The following is a 22,893-nucleotide window of genomic DNA, read 5'->3' on the forward strand; positions in this document are numbered from 1 at the left end:
CAGATATCATCAATTAACGAATTACTGTGTTCTGTAAACATTCAAGATCCTTGCAAATCTGCGCCCAAACAGAATTGCACATCCCGATTTTGGTGTCATCCCGAGCCCCGGCGAGGGATCTCATCCGTAATGAAGAGGCTTTGTCTTTTAGTAACGGATGGGATCCCTTCCGCCAGCCGGCGGATCGGGATGACAAGACATATTTTTTTGCTCCATAAATAATTTGGAGGCATGGGTTGCCCCTCCGCAGCAGAGCGGCGGAGGGAGAAGGTGAGGTGGGAAGCAGAGCGGCGGAGGGAGAAGTAATTTTAAAATCCGTGCGAATTCTCTTCTAAAGAAAAAAATCCGTGTAAATCCGCGGCCTCAATCGAAAGGAATACTCAGCTGCTCAAATCTTCCTTCTTCACTCAAATTCAGATTCGATAAAGTAATTCCCAGCAGGCGCACCTTGCGTTTGCCGACCTCTGTCTGCTGCAGCAGCGACTTGGCAGTCTCTGCGATATCCTCCCCTTTGTTAATATAGTGGCTGAAGGAAGTACTCCGGGTAAGGGTTTCAAAATCATCATAGCGCACCTTAAGCGTGACGGTCTTCCCGGCCATCTTTTTTTTCTTCATGCTCATGGAAATTTTCTCGGCCAGCTCTTCCAGGAAGTTGTGAATCCAATCGAGTTCCTCTACATCTTCCGAAAAGGTTCGCTCCTTGCCGATTGATTTCCGGATCCGGTGAGCCTTTACCTCCCTATTATCCTCTCCACGGACGATGCGGTAGTAATATCGGCCCGTTTTGCCGAAACGTTCCACCAGATCAATCTCATCCCACTCTTTGAGATCTTTGCCGGTGTAGATGCCCAAGGATTTCATTTTTTTCTCGGTGGCCGATCCGATTCCGTGAAACTTGCCGATGGGCAAAGATTCGAGGAAGGCATCAGCCTTATCAGGTGTGATCACTGCCATACCGTTTGGCTTGTTGATGTCGGATGCTACCTTTGCCAGGAACTTGTTGAAGGCTACCCCGGCCGAAGCGGTCAGTCGCGTCTTCTCTTTGATCAGCCGGCGGATCTCTTTGGCAATGAGGGTGGCGGAAGGCAGGTTGATATGATTTTCAGTCACATCGAGATAGGCTTCATCCAATGAAAGAGGTTCCACCAGATCGGTAAACTGGAAAAAGATGTCCCGTATCTGTTCCGACACCTCGCGATAGACTTCAAAGCGAGGCTTCACGAAAATAGCCTGCGGGCAGAGCCGAACCGCTCTTGCTGCCGGCATGGCTGAGTGAACACCGAATTTCCTCACTTCATAGCTTGCGGCTGCAACCACTCCGCGTCCTTCCGGACTCCCGCCCACAATCACCGGTTTCCCGCGGTACTCGGGAAAGTCACGCTGCTCCACGGATGCGTAGAAGGCATCCATGTCAATGTGAATAATTTTCTTAATGCTTTCACTCATCGTGGAAAGTCATACTCATTTACATACTATATCCTAATCTGCGCCATCACCGAAATCTGCGGAAATTAAGACTCTATCAAACTTCTAGTAATATAATTAGCTTCGAATTTATTATGTAATGCAATCGCATAAATCGAACATTCCAAAATTGCCTCATTCTGCTTATTTTGTCGAAAAATTTGAACGGAACAACTAAATAATTACTGGTTTATGGAAAATCTTGACGGTACGACGCTTTTCTGGCTCATAACGGTGGGGATGGTTATCGGTTCCGCTGCCAAGGTGGTAATGTGGAACAAAGGACTCACCATCACGACAAATATTTTGGCAGGAGTGCTGGGTACGGTGATAGTGGGCGGTATCGGTATTGAACTGGAAGTACCCGGAAGCCTGATGTTCGGAGTGCTGGGCGGTCTTGCCATTCTCTTCATCGCCAATGTATTTTTTCTACAGGATGAACACGAGGCAACCGAACACTGATTGGTAGCCGTTTTAGTAATGTGATATTCCCATAAACCGGGATGAGCAACCTTTCAGCCTCTTTTAAATAATAAGTGGCATCTTTTTCTAAAGTTATTAAATTATAGCAGGGATAGTGATAGGATGAAGGAAGGATATTCAATACTGGAATATCCTTCTTTTTTTTTTGGCCATTTCTCTACCGCTAAGTCTCTTACTGCAACAAGCCCGCTTGAATTCCGTGAAATGAAGCGAACCATAAAGATATTCACGCTTCATTCTGCTGATTGCCATGGCGTATACACCTTCGTCTTCACCCTCATCTGAAAAGCTATCATTTGACAAGCTTAAAGAGCTGGATGCTCTGTTTGATGAACAGCTCAAGGGAACCGGGAAGCAGGAAAAATCACGAAAGAGTACCGGCAAAAGCTTTTCCCTTAAGAAAATTGTCGCAGCACTATCTGCCCTGATAGTCATGTTGTTGCTGCCATTCCTGGTGTTGATTCGCAGTTCAGTCTATCTTTATACCCACTACTCGCTGAACGGTTGGCTCGCCCTCTCCATCGGCGTCGGTATTACTATTCTGTTATTGCTGCTCTATGCTGCAGCGGTCAGTCTGTTCATAGGGCAATCTGCTCGTGTTCATAAATATTTACGCAGAGGCATAGCCCTGCTGGTAATCGCCTACTGCAGTTACGGTCTGCTCTACTTTTCGGGTGTGAATGCCAAGAGTGAGGAGGTGAGTTCCTACTATCTTTCGCTTCATCCCATCTTGCGAGTTTCGATGGCCACAACAATTTTGCTACATAATGATCTGATTGTGACCGACATGCAACGAAATCCCGGGGATTATGCCGCGATGGGCCTGCCGGTTAACAGTCAGTCCCTGCACTACGAACAGAAAACGGGCTATGTGCACGCGGCAGATATACGCACGAAAGGAAGAGCTGAGTGGAAAAACTGGATTACGGAACAAACCTTTGCTCTCTTTGGCCTTAACACACTTCGGCATGTGGGTACAGCAGATCACCTTCATATTTCATTGCCGCTCAATGATTAGCTAAAAGGTATTGTATCTTCCTTACCGATTTAATATTCTGAAATCGGTATCGTGGAATGGTACTGCTTCTATGCGTATTTTCTTAATATAAGCAGAGGTAAACTAGATAGTATTATGGCATCATCCGAAAAATATTCTTTGTGGTTACGTCCCTTCGGCGATATTGCATTCAGCATTCAGCAGCGAATAAATAAACTCAGCAACAAATACGGCACTCCTTCTTTTGAACCGCATGTTACGCTTCTCAGCGGTTTGAGGTATGGTGAAACGGAACTCATTCAGCTGACTGAGACACTGGCAGGTGCGCTGAGTCCTTTCGATCTGCTGCTGACGAAAGCAGGTTATCGGGACAAATTTTACCAGTCTCTATTTGTACACATCAAAAAAAGTGATAAGCTGATAAATGCCTACGAAACCGCCCTGCAGCTTTTTGGTTACGAAGAGGACGAGGAATATATTCCCCACCTCAGCCTGATGTACGGGGATATCAGCCAGGAAGAGAAAGAACGAATTTTAAGCGTAATGGGCCGGGAGTTTCATATCCGGTTTGAGGTTCACAGCTTGCTTTTGGTGAAAACCGAGGGTAAACCCCACGAGTGGGAAAAGATACACCTCGCGGAGTTCAAGTCCTGATTATACAGCTTTTTATTTAGCTTGAATCTGTTCAATTATATTGCGATTGTTTGCACACTCATTGCTCAAGCAATGAGCCATTAAGACTATCTCCCAATTAATCCTGAATAGTGTTTCTATGTCAAACTATAAGTTTTTCGATCAGGTAAACAAAGCATTTGATAAAGCAGCCCAGTACTCACGTTTTGATGCGGGCTTGCTGAGCCAAATTAAAATTTGCAACAGCGTTTATCGCTTCAGCTTCCCACTTAAAAAGGATAACGGCGATATTGAAGTACTGCATGGATGGCGTGTGGAGCATAGTCATCATAAGGTCCCAACGAAGGGTGGTATTCGATTCAGCATGTCGGTCAATGAAGACGAAACGATGGCGCTCGCCGCACTGATGACCTATAAGTGTGCAGTAGTAGACGTACCTTTTGGTGGCGCCAAAGGAGGCATCAGGATTGATAAGAACAATTACTCTCAAGATGAACTGGAGCGTATCACCCGCCGCTATACCTTCGAGCTTATTAAAAAAGGATTTATAGGTCCGGGACTGGATGTACCTGCTCCCGACTACGGAACCGGGGCTCGGGAGATGGGATGGATCCTCGATACCTACCGGCAGCTTAATTCAGAGCTCAATAGTGAGGCTTGTGTAACCGGCAAACCCATTCCGATGGGCGGGATTCGAGGCAGAACGGAAGCAACCGGACGGGGCGTCTACTTTGGGGTACGCGAAGCCTGTAAGGATAAGGAAGATATGAAGGATCTGGGCTTGGAGCCCGGACTGGAAGGCAAAACGTTTGTAGTACAGGGACTTGGTAATGTGGGCTACCACGCAGCCAAATATCTCATAGAAGGAGGAGCCAAACTGATCGGGGTTGCCGAATACGAAGGATCAATTTACGACAAGAACGGTATCGACCTGGAAAAGCTAATGGAGTTTCGAAAGGATACAGGCTCTATCATCGGTTTTGGGAATACCAAAGAGATGGAAGACCGCGGTGCGGTGCTCGAAGCCGAATGTGATATCCTTGTGCCCGCTGCTCTTGAAAATCAGATCAACAGCGATAATATGGAGAACATCCAAGCCAAGATCATCGCAGAAGCGGCTAACGGTCCGACGACCACCGAAGCACACGACTACCTCAAAAAACGCGGGGCACTGCTGATTCCGGATAACTACCTCAACGCCGGCGGTGTGACGGTTTCATATTTCGAATGGCTCAAAAATCTTTCCCACGTCCGTTTCGGTAGGATGGAAAAACGTGCGGAAGCTACCAGCTACCGCAAAATTCTGGGTGTGATTGAGAATATCTCTGATCGCACCTTTACCGAAGAAGAACTGGAAAAACTAGCCAGCGGTTCGGGAGAATATGAGCTAGTGGATTCCGGACTTGAAGAGACGATGATTGTTGCCTACCAGCAAATCAATGAGCTGCGCAAAAAACACGATATTGACTTGCGGACGGCTGCATTTCTCAATGCCATTGAAAAGGTAGGCGCCATCTATGAACAGATGGGTATCTTCCCATGATCTTTATTAAAAAAACCCCAGCCTGAAATGGACCGGGGTTTTTTCTTTACAGAAATATCCATAACTATTCAGGGGTAACTTTGTGAGCCTGAAAGTAATCGATAGAATACAGATTATACTACGTAACATTTAGCTGCAGGTTTCATGGCTTCTTTCTATATAATGATGTTTCTGGTACCCTTCCTTATCATCGCTTTGAGCATCGGTTTAGCTCTTAATACCAAACTAAAATAACTCTCAGTGGATGAAACCCAGGTCATATCCTTAGCGGTTGACGAGTATGCTGTCTGGGCATTTGTGGGATATCTTCTTCTCTTGATAGGTATCGGTATCTACTCTTCGCGCTTTTCATCTGAGGGAATCAGTGAGTTTTTTATCGGTGGCAGGAAGATGAGTCGTTTCGTGGTAGCGCTCTCTGCGGTGGTTTCAGGTCGCAGCGCCTGGCTGCTTCTCGGTGTCACCGGAATGGCCTATGCCCAGGGTGCCTCGGCTGTGTGGGCGGTAATAGGCTATATCGTGGTAGAGCTGTTTTTATTTCTATACTATGCCCGTCGCCTGCGTAATTTTTCTGAAACATATGACTGCATCACCATACCGGACTTCTTCGCCGAGCGGTTCAACGACAAGACCGGTTCCCTGCGCATACTGCTGGTTGTGGTGTTTCTTATCTTTATGGTAAGCTATGTTTCCGCCCAGTTTGTGGCCGGCGGTAAGGCTTTTGCCTCCAGTTTTCATATCGATCAGTCTACCGGAATTATTCTTTCTGCCGTTATCATTCTTGCTTATACGGTTCTGGGTGGATTTTTGGCAGTGAGTCTTACCGATATGTTCCAGGCTATTTTTATGATTTTTGCGCTGGTGATTCTGCCCTTTATCGCCATTGCCGATGCCGGCGGTTTACCGGCAGTACTTTCCCAGCTCACCGATATGGATGCCTCCCTGGTGGATCCTTTTGCCCTTTCGTTTGGGGCACTGGTAGGATTTTTAGGTATAGGACTCGGCTCGCCCGGCAACCCGCATATTCTTACCCGTTATATGTCTATTGATGATGTGAATCAATTGCGGTGGACTGCAGTGGTGGGTACCACCTGGAATGTTGTTATGGCCTGGGGTGCCATCTTTATCGGGCTGGCCGGACGCGTCTATTTCCCGGAAGCAGATCTGTTGCCTGCCTCCGATACCGAGAACCTGTATCCTGTTCTGGCGCAGCAGCACCTGCACCCGGTTATTTTCGGAGTGGTGGTGGCCTCCATATTTGCGGCGATCATGTCGACAGCAGATTCCCAGCTTCTGGTGGCGGCTTCAGCCGTAGTACGCGATATCTACGACCGTATCCTAAACAAGGGTAAGGAGATCCCCCAACAGAAACTGGTGCGTTACAGCCGTCTCGTCGTGCTGTTGCTTGTGGTTGTGGCCCTTGCTTTCGGATTACTGGCGCAGGAGCTGGTCTTCTGGCTCGTTCTATTTGCCTGGGCGGGATTAGGTGCGGCTATAGGTCCTACTTCCATCCTGGCGCTCTATTGGAAGGGAACAACTAAAGCCGGGGTCATCGCCGGATTATTAACGGGCACCTTTGTGACGATTATATGGTACTATATCCCGGTGCTTAAAAACAATTTATATGAACTGATTCCTGCATTCATCTTAAGCCTCCTTGCTACCTGGCTGGTGAGCCTCTACACCCAAAAGCCTAATAATATTGAAGAGGTCTTCATCGAACTCGAAAAATGATTTTTTACCACTAAGACACAAAGACTCTGTGTAACTCTGTGGCATCTTTGTGTGCCTCTGTGATACAGCCTCAACTCAAGCCCAATTTTTATTTCTGTTCTTTCTTTCCAACCATTACATTAAGAACCAATGACTTAACTAACGGGGGATACCAACTGTGACTTCATTACTATCAAAGAAAGACCGGGAAAAGTGGCACGCAGGGAATCATCATCATATCTACGAAAAGCTGGGTGCTCATATTACCGATAAAGGAGTCCGTTTTGCCGTCTGGGCACCACATGCCCACAGCGTCAGCGTGGTCGGACCGTTTAACCACTGGGACGGCCGTGAAAATCCCATGGAAAAAGACGAGGAAACCGGCATCTGGTCGACCGAAATTGAGGGCGTAAAACACTGGTCCCTATATAAGTATGAGCTGAAAACCGGTCCGGATTCGCCTCCTTTTCTCAAATCCGATCCCTACGCATTTTATTCCGAGTTGCGTCCCAAGACAGCTTCCATCGTGTATGAACTGGAAGGTTTTGACTGGGAAGATGATGAGTGGTTAGAGAATCGTCAGGGTCTTCAGAGCTTTGACAAACCCATGTCAATATACGAGGTGCATATCGGATCGTGGAGGCTCAAGGGCTGGCAGAACAGCGAATATCTCAGTTATAAGGAACTGGCCGGCGAACTCATCCCCTATGTAAAGGATATGGGCTTTACGCACATTGAGTTGATGCCGGTATCAGAATATCCCTATGATGCTTCGTGGGGATACCAGGTAACCGGTTACTATGCCCCCACCAGCCGTTATGGCGAGCCCAAGGAGTTCATGTACTTTATCAATGAGTGCCACAAGGCAGGAATCGGGGTGATACTCGATTGGGTGCCCGGGCACTTTCCCAAAGACGAGCAGGCACTGCAAATGTTTGACGGTCAGGCGCTCTATGAACATGAGCACCCGTTTCGAAGGGAGCAGAAAGACTGGGGGACCCATGTTTTTGATTACAGCAAGCCGGGTGTGCGCAATTTCCTGATTTCCAACGCGGCCTTCTGGAGTGAAAAGTTTCATATCGACGGATTGCGTGTCGATGCGGTAGCCTCCATGCTCTATCTCGATTATTCCAAGAGTCACGGAGAGTGGCTGCCCAACCAGTACGGAGGCAATGAAAATATTGAAGCTATTGAATTCCTCAAGGAGTTCAACCGGGTGATGCAGGATGAGTATCCCGGCGTGCTCACTATAGCAGAGGAATCCACATCATGGGCAGGGGTTACAGACTCTACCGAGAATGGCGGACTGGGTTTTGACTACAAGTGGAACATGGGCTGGATGAATGACACGCTCAGCTATATGGAGATGAATGTGAAGGGCAGGTACCGTAATCCGCGAAAAATCACCTTTCCTATGGTTTACGCCATGAATGAGCAGTTTGTACTGCCACTATCCCACGACGAGGTGGTGCACTTGAAGAAACCTCTTGCTTACAAGGCTCCCGGACAACATGAACAGCAGTTCGCCAACCTGCGGCTGTTATTCAGCTATATGATGGGTTTCCCGGGTAAAAAGCTGCTTTTTATGGGCGGTGAGTTCGGCCAAACCAGCGAGTGGTCTGAGGACCGTCAGCTCGACTGGCACCTGCTGAAGTACAAACCGCATGAGGGCATGCAGCGCCTGGTATCTGACCTACTGGATATTTATAACAGAGAAGGTTCCCTTTATGAGCAGGAGAACAACTACCAGAGCTTTGAATGGATACACATGGGTGAAGAACATCCCGGGCTTTTCTCCTTCCTGCGCAAGGCCAAAGATTCTCAAAACCACATCTTTTTTATTCTGAATTTTTCCGATTCGGAGATCTTCGATTATTCTCCGGGTCCGTTTGAAGGCATGCGCTACGAATTGCTGGTCAACACCGATTCGGAATACTACGGGGGCAACAACCGGGGCTCCCTGAGCGAACCAGCTAAAGATTATCGGCAGGTATGCGGTCTTGCACCCTTCTCTGCGTTGGTTTTAAAATCAATTTATTAGCAGGGGAACATTATCGGGTTTAGAATAATAAAATTAGGCCAAGCTTTATTAACAAGGTTCGATTTAGTATCTTTGACCGTTTAATTTGTCAAAATAAGTTTCTAAATGGCTTTTAAGCTCAATCATCTTCCCAAACGTACTGAAAAACCCAGAGAAAAAGGCATGACGCTGGTCCTTGATAAAGGTTTAAGTGTCAGGCAAGTGGAAGATATTTGTGAGTCCAGCTCGGGATATATGGACATTGTTAAGCTGGGATGGGGAACCAGCTATGTAACGCAGAATCTTGAAGACAAGCTCGCCGTCTATGCCAACGCCAATATCCCGGTATATTTCGGTGGTACACTATTCGAAGCTTATGTGTTGCGCGACCAGCTCGATGCCTATATGAAGCTGCTCGATCGCTTCAACATCCGGCATGCCGAAGTATCAAACGGAACCATCTGGCTTTCCGACAAGCGCAAAATTGAGATCATCAGTGAAATGAGCAAACATTTCACTATCCTTTCCGAGATCGGCAGTAAAAATCCAAATGACATCATTCCGCCCTACAAATGGGTCAAAATGATTCAGAACGAACTCGAAGCCGGTGCCTGGAAGATTATCTGTGAGGCACGCGAAAGCGGTACCGTAGGGGTTTTCAGACCCAACGGCGAAGTTCGCTCCGGATTGATCGATGAGATAGCCGACCAGATCTCCGTAGACAATCTTATTTTCGAGACACCGCAAAAAGAACAGCAAGTTTGGTTTATCAAGAAATTTGGAAGTAACGTAAATCTCGGAAATGTACAGCCTACCGAAGTAATCCCTGTCGAAACCTTACGACTTGGTCTCAGAAGTGACACCTTGTTCGATTTCTATTCCTTCGACGATGGGGAAATGGACCAGCTTTATGCCGATAAAGACGAAGAAGAGTCCGAAGAGTAAAAAATAATTTTAACGAAGTAATTCTGAACTATTTATGAAAGTTTTATACGCTGCTGCCGAAATATCTCCATTCGCCCGTATGACCAACACCGCGGATCTCCTGCGTTTTTTGCCGGCCTCTTTACAGGATAAAGGCTATGAAATACGAATACTATTGCCCAAGTATGGTACCATAAACGACCGTAGGAATAGGTTACATGAAGTGATCAGGCTTTCGGGTATCGAGGTGGAAGTAGGCGATAAAGTAGAGGAGATGGGCATCAAAGTCGCCAGCATTCCCAATGCCAAGCTGCAGGTATACTTTCTGGATAATGATACCTATTTCAAAAGAAAGTCCCTTTTTACCAAGCCGGACTCCAATGAGCACTACGAAGATAACGACGAGCGAATTGTTTTCTACAATAAAGGGGTGCTTGAAACAGTTATGAAGCTTGGTTGGAAACCGGATATCATCCATTGCCACGATTGGCCTTCCGGATTGATTCCGTTTCTGGTAAAGCAGTCTTATAAGGATGTGGATTTGTTTAAGGAGACCGAGTTGGTCTACAATATCCACCACCCTGAAAATTTCGGCATTTTTGATGAAAGCATACTGGATTTAATTTCAGTACCCGATTCTGTTGACCGTTCCGAGCTGGTAAATGACGGTAAGGTGGATCTTCGACACCTCGGCATGCTTTTCAGTGATCATGTTGTTACCGGGAACCAGATTAAAGATCAACTGGATGACGAACTGAAGGGGCTGGGTATTGAAGCAACCAGAATACAGGGTTCTCCTGAAATGGTATCCGACAAGTTCGCCGACTATTATGAAGAGATAGCCGGTGTTGATGAAGATGAAGAAGAATAATAATTTTTAAATATAGAGTGGTTCCACGTTGCAGGATTTAATGAGTGTTGCACGAAATAATGCAGCTGCCTTTTGCCTTTTCTTTTTAGTTTCAGTCTCCGGTCTTATACTGTCAGCTTGCGAAAGCCCCGGTTCTGTCGGCGGATCTTTTACAGATCCCGGGACAGAGCTTAAGGATACGGCTTTTGCTGTGACCGGTGTTGAGACCGAATCATACACAACCTATTCGGGAAGGCTTAATTTTTTCTCCGCCGGGCAGTTTAACGACCCGCTTTTCGGAAATCTAAATGCCCAATCTTATATCAAGCCATCACTGCCGGGGCTGACCTCAGATACCCTGAGGAGTGATTTGCAAATGAATCTCCGGCTAATACTGGATGATAACTCTCTTTATGGCGACACGCTCTCAACGGCTGATTTTGATCTAGTTGAAATTGATCAGATCTGGCGCGGAAGGGCTGTTGAGCTCTATGATGATATTGATCTCTCACAGAACCTGGTTGGATCATTTTCAGTAGATGAAGCCACTGATTCCGTGGATGTTCCCCTGGCCTCTGAATGGGTTCAGCGATATCGGGCCTATTATAATACGATAGGTGCCAACCGTGATTCGCTCTATTTGTATGATTTCCATGGCCTTGCTCTGGTTCCAAGAAATGAATCAAAAATAATTCCCTTTAATCCGTCCCGAATTCGATTTGTGACAATAGAAAACGGTTCGGACACCAGTAGCAGTATTACACCTTCACAGTGGGCCTACACGCTCGATCGGTCAAATGCCACTGATGCACCGACGGGCTCGTCCAAAGCAATAAGTACCTTTGAAGAAGTGCTTAAGTTTGATCTGGATTTGAGCCGGGAGGATCTGGGAACCGTTAACATTTCACGGGTGGAGCTGGTGTTCTATCAAAATAACCAAGCTCTGCAAAGTTCTATTTCCGGATCGGCGCGCAGACCGGCTGTAAACTCTGCCGGGCTCTACTTCAGCCGCCCGGAGGACATACCTGCATCACTATCGACGGCATCTGCGTTATCCCGGGCATTCTATAATGAGACTGACGGATCATACCGATTCGACATTACCGGTTTTACCAACGGCGTACTGCTTGACGGAACTGATGATGAGCGCTCTTTTTATCTGACCTTGCAGTCTAATAACGGTATTCTGGGATCTAGTCTGCTCTATAATGAAGATGGACCCGAAGATAAGAGACCGAAAATTATTGTTACTTATATAAATACTAAAGACAATTAGTGTTGAACAGATTTTTATACACCATACTAGTTACTGCGGTTGTACTTTCATTTTCTAGTGCAGCCTACGCACAGCAAACAGGAGATGGCCAGGTACGCACTGGTTCACTTTATTCTAAAGTAGGCGTTGGATTCCCGATAGACTTCGGAAGTTCTGCAGCCGATGGAATGGGTCTGAACGGTGTTTCATTTATCGAACCATTTGTACCGGGTCTCGCAAATCCGGCCCAGTGGGGAAGTACCGGCTTCGGACTCGCAACGGGCGGCCTCAGTCTGCAAAATTTCAGCGCAAGCAGTAACCAGGGTAGCACTTCAAACTCTACGTTCTCTGCGGATTATTTTCAGGTACAGCTGCCATTGAAGCGAAACAAACTGGGTGTTTCCGCATCACTGGCACCGCTTACTCGATCTGCTTACCAGGTTTCTGAAACCGGAACACGAATCAGTAACGATGGAACAGGAGTTGATACCCTCAACTATATCGGTGTGAATAACAGTGATGGCGGGATAAGCATGCTGGAAGTCGGATTCGGTTGGAGAATTAACAATAATCTCTCTGTAGGATATGCCCCTTCACTGGTATTTGCTTCTATTGATAATGATTTTTCTACACGATTTGACGATCCTGCATTCTCTACGGTAGCATATACCAGGCAGACCAGCGGTATAGGTTTTGGCAATCGCTTCGGTGTGTTGCTGAATGCATCCAAAATATTGAAGAGTAACGATCGCATGAGCTTTGGGGCAGCTGTCAGCTTACCGGTAAACCTGGATGCAGAAAAAGTCGAAACATCGAATAAAAGACTGGCCAGCGGACAAGTTCAGACTATTGAGATTAAGGACGGTCCCAGCCTTGGTGACGGAACAATCAAGCTTCCGTTGTCTGTAAATGCCGGTTTGACCTACGAGGCAAGTCGCCTGCTCTCCTTCTCTACTGAGGCGATTTACGAGAAATGGTCACAATATTCTAACGATTTCAATGTTGATGGTGAGCAATTATTAACTGACCGTTATAAAATAGGTATGGGAGTTCGATATTTTCCTTACATTATAGGTTCAAATCGGTTCTTATCGAAGTTTAAGTACCGTTTAGGTGCGTCTTACGACACCGGACATATAAAGCTGGAAGGGGAAAATATTGAAACATTAATGTTCTCTATAGGTTTAGGGATACTGTCACCCCGTTCGCGTTCATCGGTCGATTTGAGTTTCGAATACGGTTTCAGGGGCACAGAAAGCCAGAATTTAATACAAGAAAATATTTGGGGATTGCGGCTTTCAGTTAATTTAGCAGAACTAATGTTCTTCCGTCCCAAATTGCAGTAAAATAAATCTCCTCAAATTTAGTTTTAACTACGAACCATATTTAAATCTTGGAGTTATGAAAAAGCTACTAGTTTTAACTGTTATACTATTTCTAGGTAGTTCAACATTACAGGCCCAATCTGAAGTTGCGCCTCCTGACGGCTTGCCCGAAGCGGCAGCCTATTCCATCTTTTATGAGAATTACAAAAATGAAAACTACGAAAGTGCCATCCGTTATGGAAGATGGATCTGGGAAGGTATGCCTCAGACTATTGAAGGGTACTCTAGATTTGAACTGGAAAAGAATTTAAACCGACTGGTTACCTCTTATTCCGAGCTGGCAAATGAAAAAGAAGATCCTTCGCTAAAATCTGCGTATCTGGATACCACAGATATGATATTTGAGAAGGTATTCAATGAGTTGGAATCCAGCCAATACGATGAATTCAGCTGGCATCTGGACAGGGGACGCTTTTACCAGGAAAACTCCAACTTTATCGATAACGCCATGGGAAAGGCTGCCGCAGAGTATAAGAAGGCCTTTGACCAGAATCCTGAAGAATTCACAAAGCTTGCTGAAGGATACTATGTACAGGTTATGATTCAGCAGATGTCTTCAGAAGGAATGAAAGACCAGGCTCTTGAGTATATTGATAAAGCCGCTCCATATGCCGGGGACAAACTGAGCAATTTCTTCGACTCACAACGAAACCAGTTGTTCGACTCACCGGAAGAACGCATTACATTCCTTGAGGGACAAATGGAGCAAAACCCTGAGGATGTAGAGATTATATCCGAACTGCGCGATATGTACGAACAGCAGGATATGTTGGACAAGGCACAGGAGCTGAATGAAAAGCTGTATGAGCTTGATCCCAGCTACGAAAACACCACCGCACTTGCTGAATTTGCCATTAATAATGCAAATACAAGTAACGCAGTAAAATATCTGAAGGAAGGCTTGCAGAAAGCACCCAATGATGAGGAGAAAGCACGTACTGCGCTGAAATTGTCTGAAACCTATTTGAACAGCGGACAGCTGCAGGAAGCGAGAAGATATGCACGGCAGGCTTCAAACCTGGATTCTGACTGGGGACGACCCTATATACAGATTGCCGGCATCTATGCTCAGACTGTAAACCAGTGCACCAGCGGCCGCAAGATGACTCGGGAAGACAGGGTAGTTTACTGGCTGGTTCTCGATTATCTGGACAAAGCTCGACGTGTGGATTCACAGGTCTCCAACACCGTTCAGCGTCAGTATCAGTCCTATCAGCCGGTAATTCCAACGACCGAAGATAAATTTTTTAAGGGATGGGAAAAAGGAGATAGTATCGCAGTTGACGGCTCACTGAACAGCTGCTACAGCTGGGTAGGAGAGTCTACCACGGTACGATAAATTTTATATTTCGCTAAACATTTTTATCTTCTCTTATAGTTTTATAGTAGCGCGGTATACTAACCGCGCTACATTTTTCACCTCCTTCGCTTATATAATCAACTAGTACGTTAACCTATCTTTATGCAGCGGGAATTACTTGATACCTGCGCATGAATAGTAGCATAGAAAAATCAGGATGTAATGGGACGTTCAAGAAACAAGAAGAATAAAAACAGGAAGAACAAAAGTAACAAAAACGTATTTGTACCACGTTTTCACGAAAATCAAAATGTTCGTGTGGCGGGACGATACCGTGGTGTTACCGAAATCAATGAGAAAAACTACGGCTTTGCCCGAAAAATTGATCACGAGTTCAGTTATGAGCCGCGCGATCCATTTCTAAAACCGGATGAGGTGAAGCATCATGACCTGCGTCCGGGACTGGTTATTGAAGGAGAATACGAGGAAGACGAGAACGGGCATCGTCATATACACTCCGTAGAGAAAATTAACGATAAAGATCCCATCCACTGGCAAAAAGCCACCCGTTTTGAGCTTCAGACTCCCATCATGCCCAACGAGCAGATCAAGCTGGGCCATAATGCGGAAGATTATGAGATGAGAGTAATCGACCTCGTGGCACCTATAGGAAAAGGCCAACGGGCACTGATTGTAGCTCCTCCCCGTACCGGTAAGACTGTTCTCTTGAAAAAAATGGCCGAATCGGTCTGCGAGCACTATCCTGATATTCACACCAGCGTGTTGTTGGTTGATGAGCGTCCTGAAGAGGTCACCGACTTCCTGCGAACAACCAAGGCTGAGGTATTTGCATCTTCCAACGACAAGCCTACCACCAGCCACCTGCGTGTTACCGAGATGGCACTGGGCTACGTAAAGCGTAAGGCCGAGATGGGAGAGGACGCCGTACTTCTGATCGACTCGTTGACCCGTCTGGGCAGAGCCTACAATGCGGCCCAGTCAAACAGCGGACGTACCCTCTCCGGCGGTCTGGATATCCGAGCCCTGGAGATACCCAAGAAGATTTTCGGATCCGCTCGTAAGATTGAAGGAGGAGGTTCACTTACCATTATAGCCACATGCCTGATTGAGACCAATTCCAGGATGGATGATCTCATATTCGAAGAGTTCAAAGGTACCGGTAATATGGAGCTGGTACTCGACAGAGAGCTTGCCAACGATCGTATATTCCCTGCCATAAACATAGGTTCATCGGGTACCCGGAATGAAGAGAAGTTTATTGAAGATTCTCTGGAAGAGCGGAATATGGTACGGCGTTACCTGCTCAAGAAGTCACCCAAAGAGTCCATGACCAGCCTGCTCAAAGTGCTCAAAAACACCGAAAGCAACGAAGAGCTACTCAACCAAATCGCAGCAATGGTTTAAGTAATTGTTGAGGGATTGATTTACTGATTTATTGAGTGAGTGCGTCATAGGCAGAAATGGAAAAATGTTCAGAAAGTTTACTCAATAATTCAACAATTCAATAAATCAACAACTATCACCCTCAATAAATCAGTCCCTCAGTCCCTAGTACACCGGTAGGCTATTATCAATCTGGCGTGCCCAGTCGTTGATGCCGCCCTTGAGATTTTTAACGTTCTCAAAGCCTTCTCTCTTCAACATTTGGCAAGCCCTCGCGCTTCTCCCGCCGCTGCGGCACAAGCAGACGATCTCGGAATTTTTGTGAGACTCAATCTCTTCTATTCGGCTGCTCAGCTCTCCCACAGGTATCAGTTTTGATTTCTCATAATCCAGTTTCGACTGATACTGTTCAAAAGGTTCGCGGACATCCAATACAAAGACATCCTCACTATTGTCGATCTTATCTTTTAGTTCCTGTACCGTAATTTCCTGCATAGTTTCTGGTTACTTTTTATTCAGCGATAATCAGTAAAATCCGTTATAGCGGTGTTCTATATGTTAGCTGTATCGATCAAGTTTAAACTGGTTGCCAAGGTACAATCTGCGGGCCTCCTCATCCTCAGCCAGCTTATCAGCTGATCCTTCCATCAGAATTTTCCCTTCAAACATCAGGTAAGCGCGATCAGTGATGGCAAGTGTTTCGTGTACGTTATGGTCGGTGATGAATATCCCGATATTGCGATGCCTCAGCTGTGCAACGATTTCCTGAATGTCTTCAACTGCTATAGGATCAACGCCTGCAAAGGGTTCATCGAGCAGTATGAATTTTGGATCCGTCACCAGTGCCCGGGCAATTTCGGTTCTACGGCGCTCCCCGCCTGATAAGCTGTATCCTTTGTTGTCAACCACACGTTCGAGTCCGAACTCTTCAATGAGCTCATCCACGCGCTGATTGATCTCTTTTTTGCTGAAATCGAAAAACTGTAGAATAGACTCCAGGTTCTCCCTTACGGTTAGGTTTCGGAAAACACTGGCTTCCTGTGAGAGATATCCAACGCCGAGACGCGCCCGCTTGTACATGGGCATGTTGGTGAGCTTTTTGTCATCCATGAAGATGTGACCGTCATCCGGCTGAACCAAACCTACAAACATATAAAAAGAGGTAGTCTTGCCAGCTCCGTTCGGACCCAGGAGTCCGACAATTTCACCCTGCTTCACGTCGATAGAAACATCCGAAACAACCGTACGCTTGCGATAGCTTTTGGTAAGACCTTTGCTATACAGCTTCTTGGTGGACTCTGTCTCCTGTTCGCTCATAGGAAAGTTCTTTTGTCAGGCAACGGCCAGTTCGTTGAGAATGGATTCAAATATCAGCTTGCCGTCATCTGATCCCAGTTGTTTCTCCACGGCACGTTCCGGGTGAGGCATCATACCCATGACATTGCGCTCTTTATTGCAGATGCCGGCGATATTGTCGATGGAGCCATTGATGTTGGCTTCTTCGCTTACCTTGCCTTTAGCATCGCTATAGCGGAAGATAATCTGGTCGTTATCCCGGAGCTTCTTGAGGGTATCTTCATCAGTAAAGTAATTGCCTTCACCATGGGCAACAGGAACCTGAATCACTTGACCGGATTCCAGGGAACGGGTAAACATGGTATCGGTAGATTCGCAGCGCAAATGAACCTGTTTGCAGATGAAGCGAAGGTTTTCATTGTGTAGCATGGCACCGGGCAATAGACCGGCTTCCAGAAGAATCTGAAATCCATTGCAGATGCCCAGTACGGGCCCGCCGCTCAGCGCAAACTGTGTAACTTCCTGCATCACCGGTGAAAAGCGGGCAATGGCGCCTGAGCGAAGGTAGTCGCCGTAAGAAAATCCACCCGGAATCAACAGGAAATCAATACCCGATAAATCGGTATCCTTATGCCAGAGGAATTTTGCTTTTGCATTCATCACATGAGCGAGTGCATGATAGGCATCATGGTCGCAGTTTGAACCGGGAAATACAATTACTCCAAATGTTGCTGACACGTTTTATCCTTTTATTTCGGTGATAAGTTGAATTTCTTTTAACGTCCCGTTTACCTGAAAGCACTCTTCAAAACTGCCTTCAAAAACTCTCGCTTTGCCTTCATTATGTACCTTCAAGGTAAGCTTTTCGGCGTGGGCTTCTGTACAGCCCAGCGCTTTGATAAGCTGATTGATAACCTCATCGAAAGTGTGGATGTCGTCGTCAAAGAGAATTACCCGCCATGGGGTCTCCTGCTCCTCATCCTCTTCCTCTTGCTGCAGTGTTTCAACATCAATATCAGGTGTAGCTTCTTCCTGCATGCCGGAATCATTTCCAAACACAGCTGTAAACGAATCAAGCATAGACGTTATTCTGAATTTTCGTGAATCGTGACGTTATAGTCTTCCATAACCTCATTGGCCAGAAGCTGTGCACAGGCATTTTCGGCTATCTCATGAGCACGTTCTTTATTTTCGGCATCAATATCCATTTCAATTAGTTTGCCGATCCGAACGCTGTCAATCTCTTTCATACCCAGATTCTGAAGGGCATGGTGGGCGGCTTTACCTTGTGGATCCAAAATGGATTTGCGTAATGTTACGTTTACGGTTGCTTTGTACATAAAAAGGTTTAGTTAATATCGGTAATCATCATTTGCCTGTTACGCTTCTGCCGGCTCTATCAGTAGGTTTTAGCCGAGCCTGAAAACATAATGATGTAACAGGACATCAAATATTTTCAGAGGTCAAAGTTAATCTTTATTTGACTTAGCTGCTAAATGTTGAAGTACTTTTTCTACAGCTCCTGCATTATTCGTTTCGTCGAGGTTGATCCACTGCACGAAGTTCCAACGCTTGAACCAGGTGATCTGGCGTTTGGCATATCTGCGGGTCTGGGTCTTCATATCAGTGATCATACTCTTTCGGTTAAGTTTGCCCTGCAGATGAGCAATGGCTTCTTTGTAGCCGACGGTATTCAAGCCGGGATCCTCTAATGAGTATCCCATATCGAGTATTGAGCGTACTTCATTGAGAAATCCCTTTTCAAACATAAGATCCACACGTTGATTAATGCGCCGGTAGAGATTTTCCCGGTCACGTCGCAACCCGAAAACATAGGTGTCAGGCGGCAATTCAAAATGATCGTCATCGCTGTGAAAAGAGCTAAACGGCTTGCCTGTTTGCATCCACACATCCAGAGCACGAACGATGCGCTGGGGATTCATCCCGTCCATCCCTGCGGCATATTCGGGGTCCACCTCCTGTAGCTGTGCGAACAACGACTCAAGTCCTTCTTCGTCTATACGCTGCTCCAGTTCTGCTATATGTTTTTCATTGGCGTCCGGGATATCGTCAAAAGGCTTGATGATGCATTGCTGGTGCAGGGTACTTCCACCGGAATAGAGAATGTGTTTCCCTTTAGCTTTGATCTCCTGTTCCCAGTTCATTGCCCGGTCGTAGTAGTCGGCGGCGCTGTCTTTCACTGAAGGATCGATAATTGAGATATTGTAGTGCGGTATCCTATTCAGTTCTTCCTGCGAAGGGGTAGCGGTCCCGATATTCATATATTTGTAGCACTGTCGGGAGTCTGCAGATATAATTTCTGCATCCAGTTGTTCAGCAAGATCGAGCGAAACGGATGTTTTACCGACGGCTGTCGGACCTATCAGGAGAATACGCACGGGCAAATGTTGAGTTGATTATTAAGCAATACCTATTACGAAATACGTAACACGCTATCTAAATCGTACTACGGATTACGAATTGCGTTAGTATTAAATTAGTGTTGAATTTCTGCTTTCATTTCAAGCAAAAACTACTCACCAAATATAGCCAAACAGATGCGAAGCTTCAGACCATAGTTTTGATTCTTAGAGACTGATAAGAGCGCTTCTGGCAATAAATTATGTCCTTATCTTCAGTTGCTAAGAGAGCGAGGATTTATTAGTATACGGTCTCTTTTGAAAAGCGCTTTTCGCCGAAGATACGTATTGAAAATTCAGCATAAAATTTAAGAATATGAGATTTAATGTTTCGAGCAGTGAACTTGTAAAAGCACTCTCCGCCGTTTCAGGTGCCGTACCCAATAAGGCAACCCTTCCAATCCTGGAGACCATTTTGTTTAAAAGTGAAGACGGTAAGATCCGTCTGACTGCAACCGACCTGGAGATCTCCATCATTGAGTATATGGATGCCGATATTGAGGAAGATGGAGCAGTTGCTATTCCCGCCCGACGGTTGATCGAAACCCTTCGCCAGCTGCCGGATATCCCCGTAGCTTTTGAAGTGGATGATAAGTTCAATATCAAGTTCCGTACTGATAAGGGAACTTACAAGCTGGTCGGTGATGATCCCGATGAATTCCCGGAAGTGCCCAACCTGGATGAGGGTACTACCCTGAGTACGACTAAGGATATTATGCTGAAAGCCATCGATAAAACCCTCTTCGCGGTTTCCAACGATGATCTGCGTCCGGCCATGATGGGCGTCTATTTTGATATCGGTCCCGAGGAGAGCAAGTTTGTAGCTACTGACGGCCACCGCCTGGTGAAATACATAAAGTCTGACCTGACCCTTGATGAAGAGATCAGTTTTATTGTACCTGAAAAAGCACTGAACCTGGTTCAAAAGGCCCTGCATTCCGAGGAATGTGATATGACGGTAACCGACGATCATGCTCGGTTTAAGAGCGGCAACACCATTGTTATCACCCGCCTGATTAACGAGCAATACCCAAATTACGAGTCAGTTATACCCCGGGATAACGACAAAAATCTGGTTATCAACAAGGAGCAGATGCTGGCTACAGTGAAAAGGGTCGCTATCTTTTCAAGTTCCACTACACGTCAGATTCGCCTGCAGATGCATCCCGATAAGCTGACAATCCGCGCTGAGGATATCGATATGAGCAGCGAGGCCAAAGAGACGATTGCCTGTGAATATGGCGACGAAGAGATGGAAATTGGGTTTAACGCAAAATACCTGGCCGACGTACTGGGAAATGTAGACGGTGACGAAGTCTTTTTTGAATTCTCTACTCCGAATCGTGCCGGTATTGTAAAGCCATCAGAAGAGGAAGAAGACGAGCAAATGTTGATGCTGGTTATGCCGGTGATGCTCAACACCTATGCCTAAAATTATAACCCTTACGACCGATTTCGGTCTGCAGGATTATTACGTAAGTGCCATGAAAGCGGTCATGCTGGGTATAGCCCCGGATGCCCGCTTTGTTGATATATCCCATGAAATTCCCTCGCAGGATATCATGGCCGGTTCATGGGTTCTCAAAAATTCAGCCATGCTCTTCCCCCCGAACACGGTCCACGTAGTAGTGGTCGATCCGGGAGTAGGAACCGATCGTGATGCCATCGCCCTTCAAATTGATGATCAGTATTTCGTCGGACCGGATAACGGCATCTTTTCCATTCTTACCGAGCAGAAAGATTATAAGGCCGTTCGCCTTACGAAACAGAAGTATTGGGGTCAGGAGGCATCGAACACCTTTCACGGGCGTGACATCTTTGCGCCGGTGGCTGCGCATCTGAGCTCCGGTGTGGACCTCGAACAACTCGGGGAACCGGTAGAGGAGTTGGTAACCTACCGATGGGCCGAACCCATCGCCGATAAGGACGGTCTGCAGGGGTGGGTTATACATATCGATAAATTCGGCAACCTGATAACGAACTTGTCGGCATCACTTATCAAGGAGGTCATCGGTGATAAAAGTGTGAAAATCTATGTTGGCAATACCATATTGGATGAGATAGTAAACACTTTTGGATCAGTGCTGGAAGGGGAGCCTGCCGCTTTTATTGGCAGTTCTGGAATGCTTGAAATAGGTATCAATAAGGGTGATGCACGGGAAATGCTGGGTGTGCAAAAGGGTGCCCAGATTTCGCTGGTTCTCCAGAAATAAACGCGTTTACTGTAACACCTTACCCTGAGATGCGTATTATCTTTACAAAGCGCTTATGTTGGTAATTAACACAGTGATTCAGCATTCTACCGAAGTAAAATCTTCGGCTTAGATTAAAATAGAACATTTCGAATATGTCCCTAGAATTTCGATCCCCAGAATACGAGCAGGCTTCCATTTCCATTCCAAAAGAAGTCACACAGATGGATAAGCCTTTTAACGGCACTGTTTGTTCGAATAAGGGAGATGAGTATGTCATTAAAAATAACATTATTGATTTCCTCGGCGAGGATCCCTTATCAATGACATGGGCGCAGAGCTCCAACCATTGGAAAATTACGGCAGCCATCTATGAAGACATCTGGCGTAAGCGCTCGCTTTCTATACTCACCGGTGAAGACTTTCCTATTCAGAAAGAACAGGAGCTGCTCATAGAGTGGCTGAATCCACAGCCCGATCACCATTACCTGGATATCGGTTGCTCTACCGCCTTGTATGCCAGGCTGATAAAAAAGGCTCAACCGGATTGCACGGTCATTGCGCTCGACTTCTCCAAACAGATGCTGGAAGAGGCACGTCTAAAAGCCCAGGCCGATGAAACCGATCTCTATCTGTTAAGGGCCGATGCCAGGAAGCTGCCTTTTTATGGGGCTACCTTCGACGGACTGATGATGGGTGGCACGCTCAACGAGCTCACGGATCCGATTAAGGTGATGTATGAGGCGCGACGTGTGGTTAAAAAGGAGGGAGTCTTCTTTATGATGCATCTCATCAAAGCTGATGCCTGGTATGCCCGTTTACTTCAGGATTCTGCAGGACTGGGCGGCATCACTTTCTGGACCCTCGAAGAGAGCAATCAGCTCTTCGAACGCGCCGGCTTCACCGTAGCCGAACAGTTCACTAAAGGCATCGTCTGCTTCACCAAACTAATACCGGCTTAATTAGTCTTCAGTCGTGAGTTTTTAATCTTGAGGTTACTAGGTTTAGGACACTTGG

At 46.3% G+C, this 22,893-nt stretch carries 22 protein-coding genes; 15 read left to right on the forward strand and 7 right to left on the reverse strand.

Annotation, left to right across the window (positions count from 1 at the left end; genetic code table 11):
* Positions 1–363: 363 nt before the first annotated feature.
* A complete protein-coding gene (dinB, locus tag G3570_RS00805) occupies positions 364–1,446 on the reverse strand; it encodes a DNA polymerase IV (RefSeq protein ID WP_165138210.1) in 1,083 nt (360 codons plus the stop codon).
* 210 nt (positions 1,447–1,656) lie between these two features.
* Between dinB and G3570_RS00810 the strand changes: the two genes are divergently transcribed.
* The 12 genes from G3570_RS00810 (at position 1,657) to rho (ending at position 15,989) form a co-directional block, all read left to right on the forward strand.
* Positions 1,657–1,926: a hypothetical protein gene (locus tag G3570_RS00810; protein ID WP_165138212.1), complete on the forward strand. Its 270-nt coding sequence runs from the start codon at positions 1,657–1,659 to the stop codon at positions 1,924–1,926.
* A 271-nt stretch (positions 1,927–2,197) separates the two neighbouring features.
* Positions 2,198–2,965, forward strand: coding sequence for a hypothetical protein (locus G3570_RS00815; RefSeq protein ID WP_165138214.1), 768 nt, complete (start codon positions 2,198–2,200; stop codon positions 2,963–2,965).
* A gap of 114 nt (positions 2,966–3,079) precedes the next feature.
* Positions 3,080–3,598, forward strand: coding sequence for a 2'-5' RNA ligase family protein (locus G3570_RS00820; protein WP_165138216.1), 519 nt, complete (start codon positions 3,080–3,082; stop codon positions 3,596–3,598).
* Positions 3,599–3,716: 118 nt separating this feature from the next.
* Entirely contained in the window at positions 3,717–5,120 is a 1,404-nt protein-coding gene (locus G3570_RS00825; protein ID WP_165138218.1) for a Glu/Leu/Phe/Val family dehydrogenase, read from the forward strand.
* Positions 5,121–5,360: 240 nt separating this feature from the next.
* The gene (locus tag G3570_RS00830) at positions 5,361–6,851 is read left to right on the forward strand and encodes a sodium:solute symporter family transporter (protein WP_165138220.1); all 1,491 of its coding nucleotides are present in this window, start codon (positions 5,361–5,363) and stop codon (positions 6,849–6,851) included.
* A gap of 157 nt (positions 6,852–7,008) precedes the next feature.
* Complete coding sequence (gene glgB, locus G3570_RS00835; RefSeq protein WP_165138222.1) at positions 7,009–8,871, forward strand: 1,4-alpha-glucan branching protein GlgB; 1,863 nt, start codon at positions 7,009–7,011, stop codon at positions 8,869–8,871.
* Between the two features lie 105 nt (positions 8,872–8,976).
* Entirely contained in the window at positions 8,977–9,795 is an 819-nt protein-coding gene (locus G3570_RS00840) for a phosphosulfolactate synthase (RefSeq protein ID WP_165138224.1), read from the forward strand.
* 34 nt (positions 9,796–9,829) lie between these two features.
* Positions 9,830–10,645, forward strand: coding sequence for a glycogen/starch synthase (locus G3570_RS00845; protein ID WP_165138226.1), 816 nt, complete (start codon positions 9,830–9,832; stop codon positions 10,643–10,645).
* A gap of 40 nt (positions 10,646–10,685) precedes the next feature.
* Positions 10,686–11,900 carry a hypothetical protein gene (locus G3570_RS00850; RefSeq protein WP_165138228.1) on the forward strand — a complete coding sequence of 405 codons (1,215 nt, stop codon included), beginning with the start codon at positions 10,686–10,688 and terminating at the stop codon, positions 11,898–11,900.
* A 2-nt stretch (positions 11,901–11,902) separates the two neighbouring features.
* Positions 11,903–13,225 (forward strand): type IX secretion system membrane protein PorP/SprF, encoded by a 1,323-nt coding sequence (locus G3570_RS00855; protein WP_165138230.1) that lies wholly within the window; start codon positions 11,903–11,905, stop codon positions 13,223–13,225.
* Between the two features lie 55 nt (positions 13,226–13,280).
* Positions 13,281–14,603, forward strand: coding sequence for a tetratricopeptide repeat protein (locus G3570_RS00860; protein WP_165138232.1), 1,323 nt, complete (start codon positions 13,281–13,283; stop codon positions 14,601–14,603).
* Positions 14,604–14,786: 183 nt separating this feature from the next.
* Entirely contained in the window at positions 14,787–15,989 is a 1,203-nt protein-coding gene (gene rho, locus G3570_RS00865; RefSeq protein ID WP_165138234.1) for a transcription termination factor Rho, read from the forward strand.
* Between the two features lie 144 nt (positions 15,990–16,133).
* On the opposite strand, the gene G3570_RS00870 is transcribed toward rho, so the two are convergent.
* The 6 genes from G3570_RS00870 to miaA all read right to left on the reverse strand — a co-directional run bounded on the left by G3570_RS00870 (position 16,134) and on the right by miaA (position 19,663).
* Positions 16,134–16,463, reverse strand: coding sequence for a rhodanese-like domain-containing protein (locus G3570_RS00870; RefSeq protein ID WP_165138236.1), 330 nt, complete (start codon positions 16,461–16,463; stop codon positions 16,134–16,136).
* A 63-nt stretch (positions 16,464–16,526) separates the two neighbouring features.
* Entirely contained in the window at positions 16,527–17,285 is a 759-nt protein-coding gene (gene lptB, locus G3570_RS00875) for an LPS export ABC transporter ATP-binding protein (RefSeq protein WP_165138238.1), read from the reverse strand.
* A gap of 15 nt (positions 17,286–17,300) precedes the next feature.
* Entirely contained in the window at positions 17,301–18,002 is a 702-nt protein-coding gene (purQ, locus tag G3570_RS00880; protein WP_165138240.1) for a phosphoribosylformylglycinamidine synthase subunit PurQ, read from the reverse strand.
* Between the two features lie 3 nt (positions 18,003–18,005).
* Positions 18,006–18,344, reverse strand: coding sequence for an ATP-dependent Clp protease adaptor ClpS (locus G3570_RS00885; protein WP_249066547.1), 339 nt, complete (start codon positions 18,342–18,344; stop codon positions 18,006–18,008).
* A 5-nt stretch (positions 18,345–18,349) separates the two neighbouring features.
* Positions 18,350–18,604 (reverse strand): phosphoribosylformylglycinamidine synthase subunit PurS, encoded by a 255-nt coding sequence (purS, locus tag G3570_RS00890; RefSeq protein WP_165138242.1) that lies wholly within the window; start codon positions 18,602–18,604, stop codon positions 18,350–18,352.
* A gap of 129 nt (positions 18,605–18,733) precedes the next feature.
* Positions 18,734–19,663, reverse strand: coding sequence for a tRNA (adenosine(37)-N6)-dimethylallyltransferase MiaA (gene miaA, locus G3570_RS00895; protein ID WP_165139465.1), 930 nt, complete (start codon positions 19,661–19,663; stop codon positions 18,734–18,736).
* Between the two features lie 337 nt (positions 19,664–20,000).
* Here miaA and dnaN point away from each other — a divergent pair, with 337 nt between their 5' ends.
* From dnaN to G3570_RS00910, 3 genes are all read left to right on the forward strand, one after another.
* Positions 20,001–21,116, forward strand: a complete 1,116-nt coding sequence (gene dnaN, locus G3570_RS00900; RefSeq protein WP_165138244.1) for a DNA polymerase III subunit beta — start codon at positions 20,001–20,003, stop codon at positions 21,114–21,116.
* On the forward strand, positions 21,109–21,897 hold the full coding sequence (locus G3570_RS00905) for an SAM hydrolase/SAM-dependent halogenase family protein (protein ID WP_165138246.1): 789 nt from the start codon (positions 21,109–21,111) through the stop codon (positions 21,895–21,897). Before dnaN ends, G3570_RS00905 begins: the two co-directional genes overlap by 8 nt.
* A 134-nt stretch (positions 21,898–22,031) precedes the next feature.
* On the forward strand, positions 22,032–22,838 hold the full coding sequence (locus G3570_RS00910; RefSeq protein WP_165138248.1) for a class I SAM-dependent methyltransferase: 807 nt from the start codon (positions 22,032–22,034) through the stop codon (positions 22,836–22,838).
* Positions 22,839–22,893: the final 55 nt, after the last annotated feature.

This window comes from Halalkalibaculum roseum, assembly GCF_011059145.1.
In the GTDB taxonomy this organism is placed as follows: domain Bacteria; phylum Bacteroidota; class Rhodothermia; order Balneolales; family Balneolaceae; genus Halalkalibaculum; species Halalkalibaculum roseum.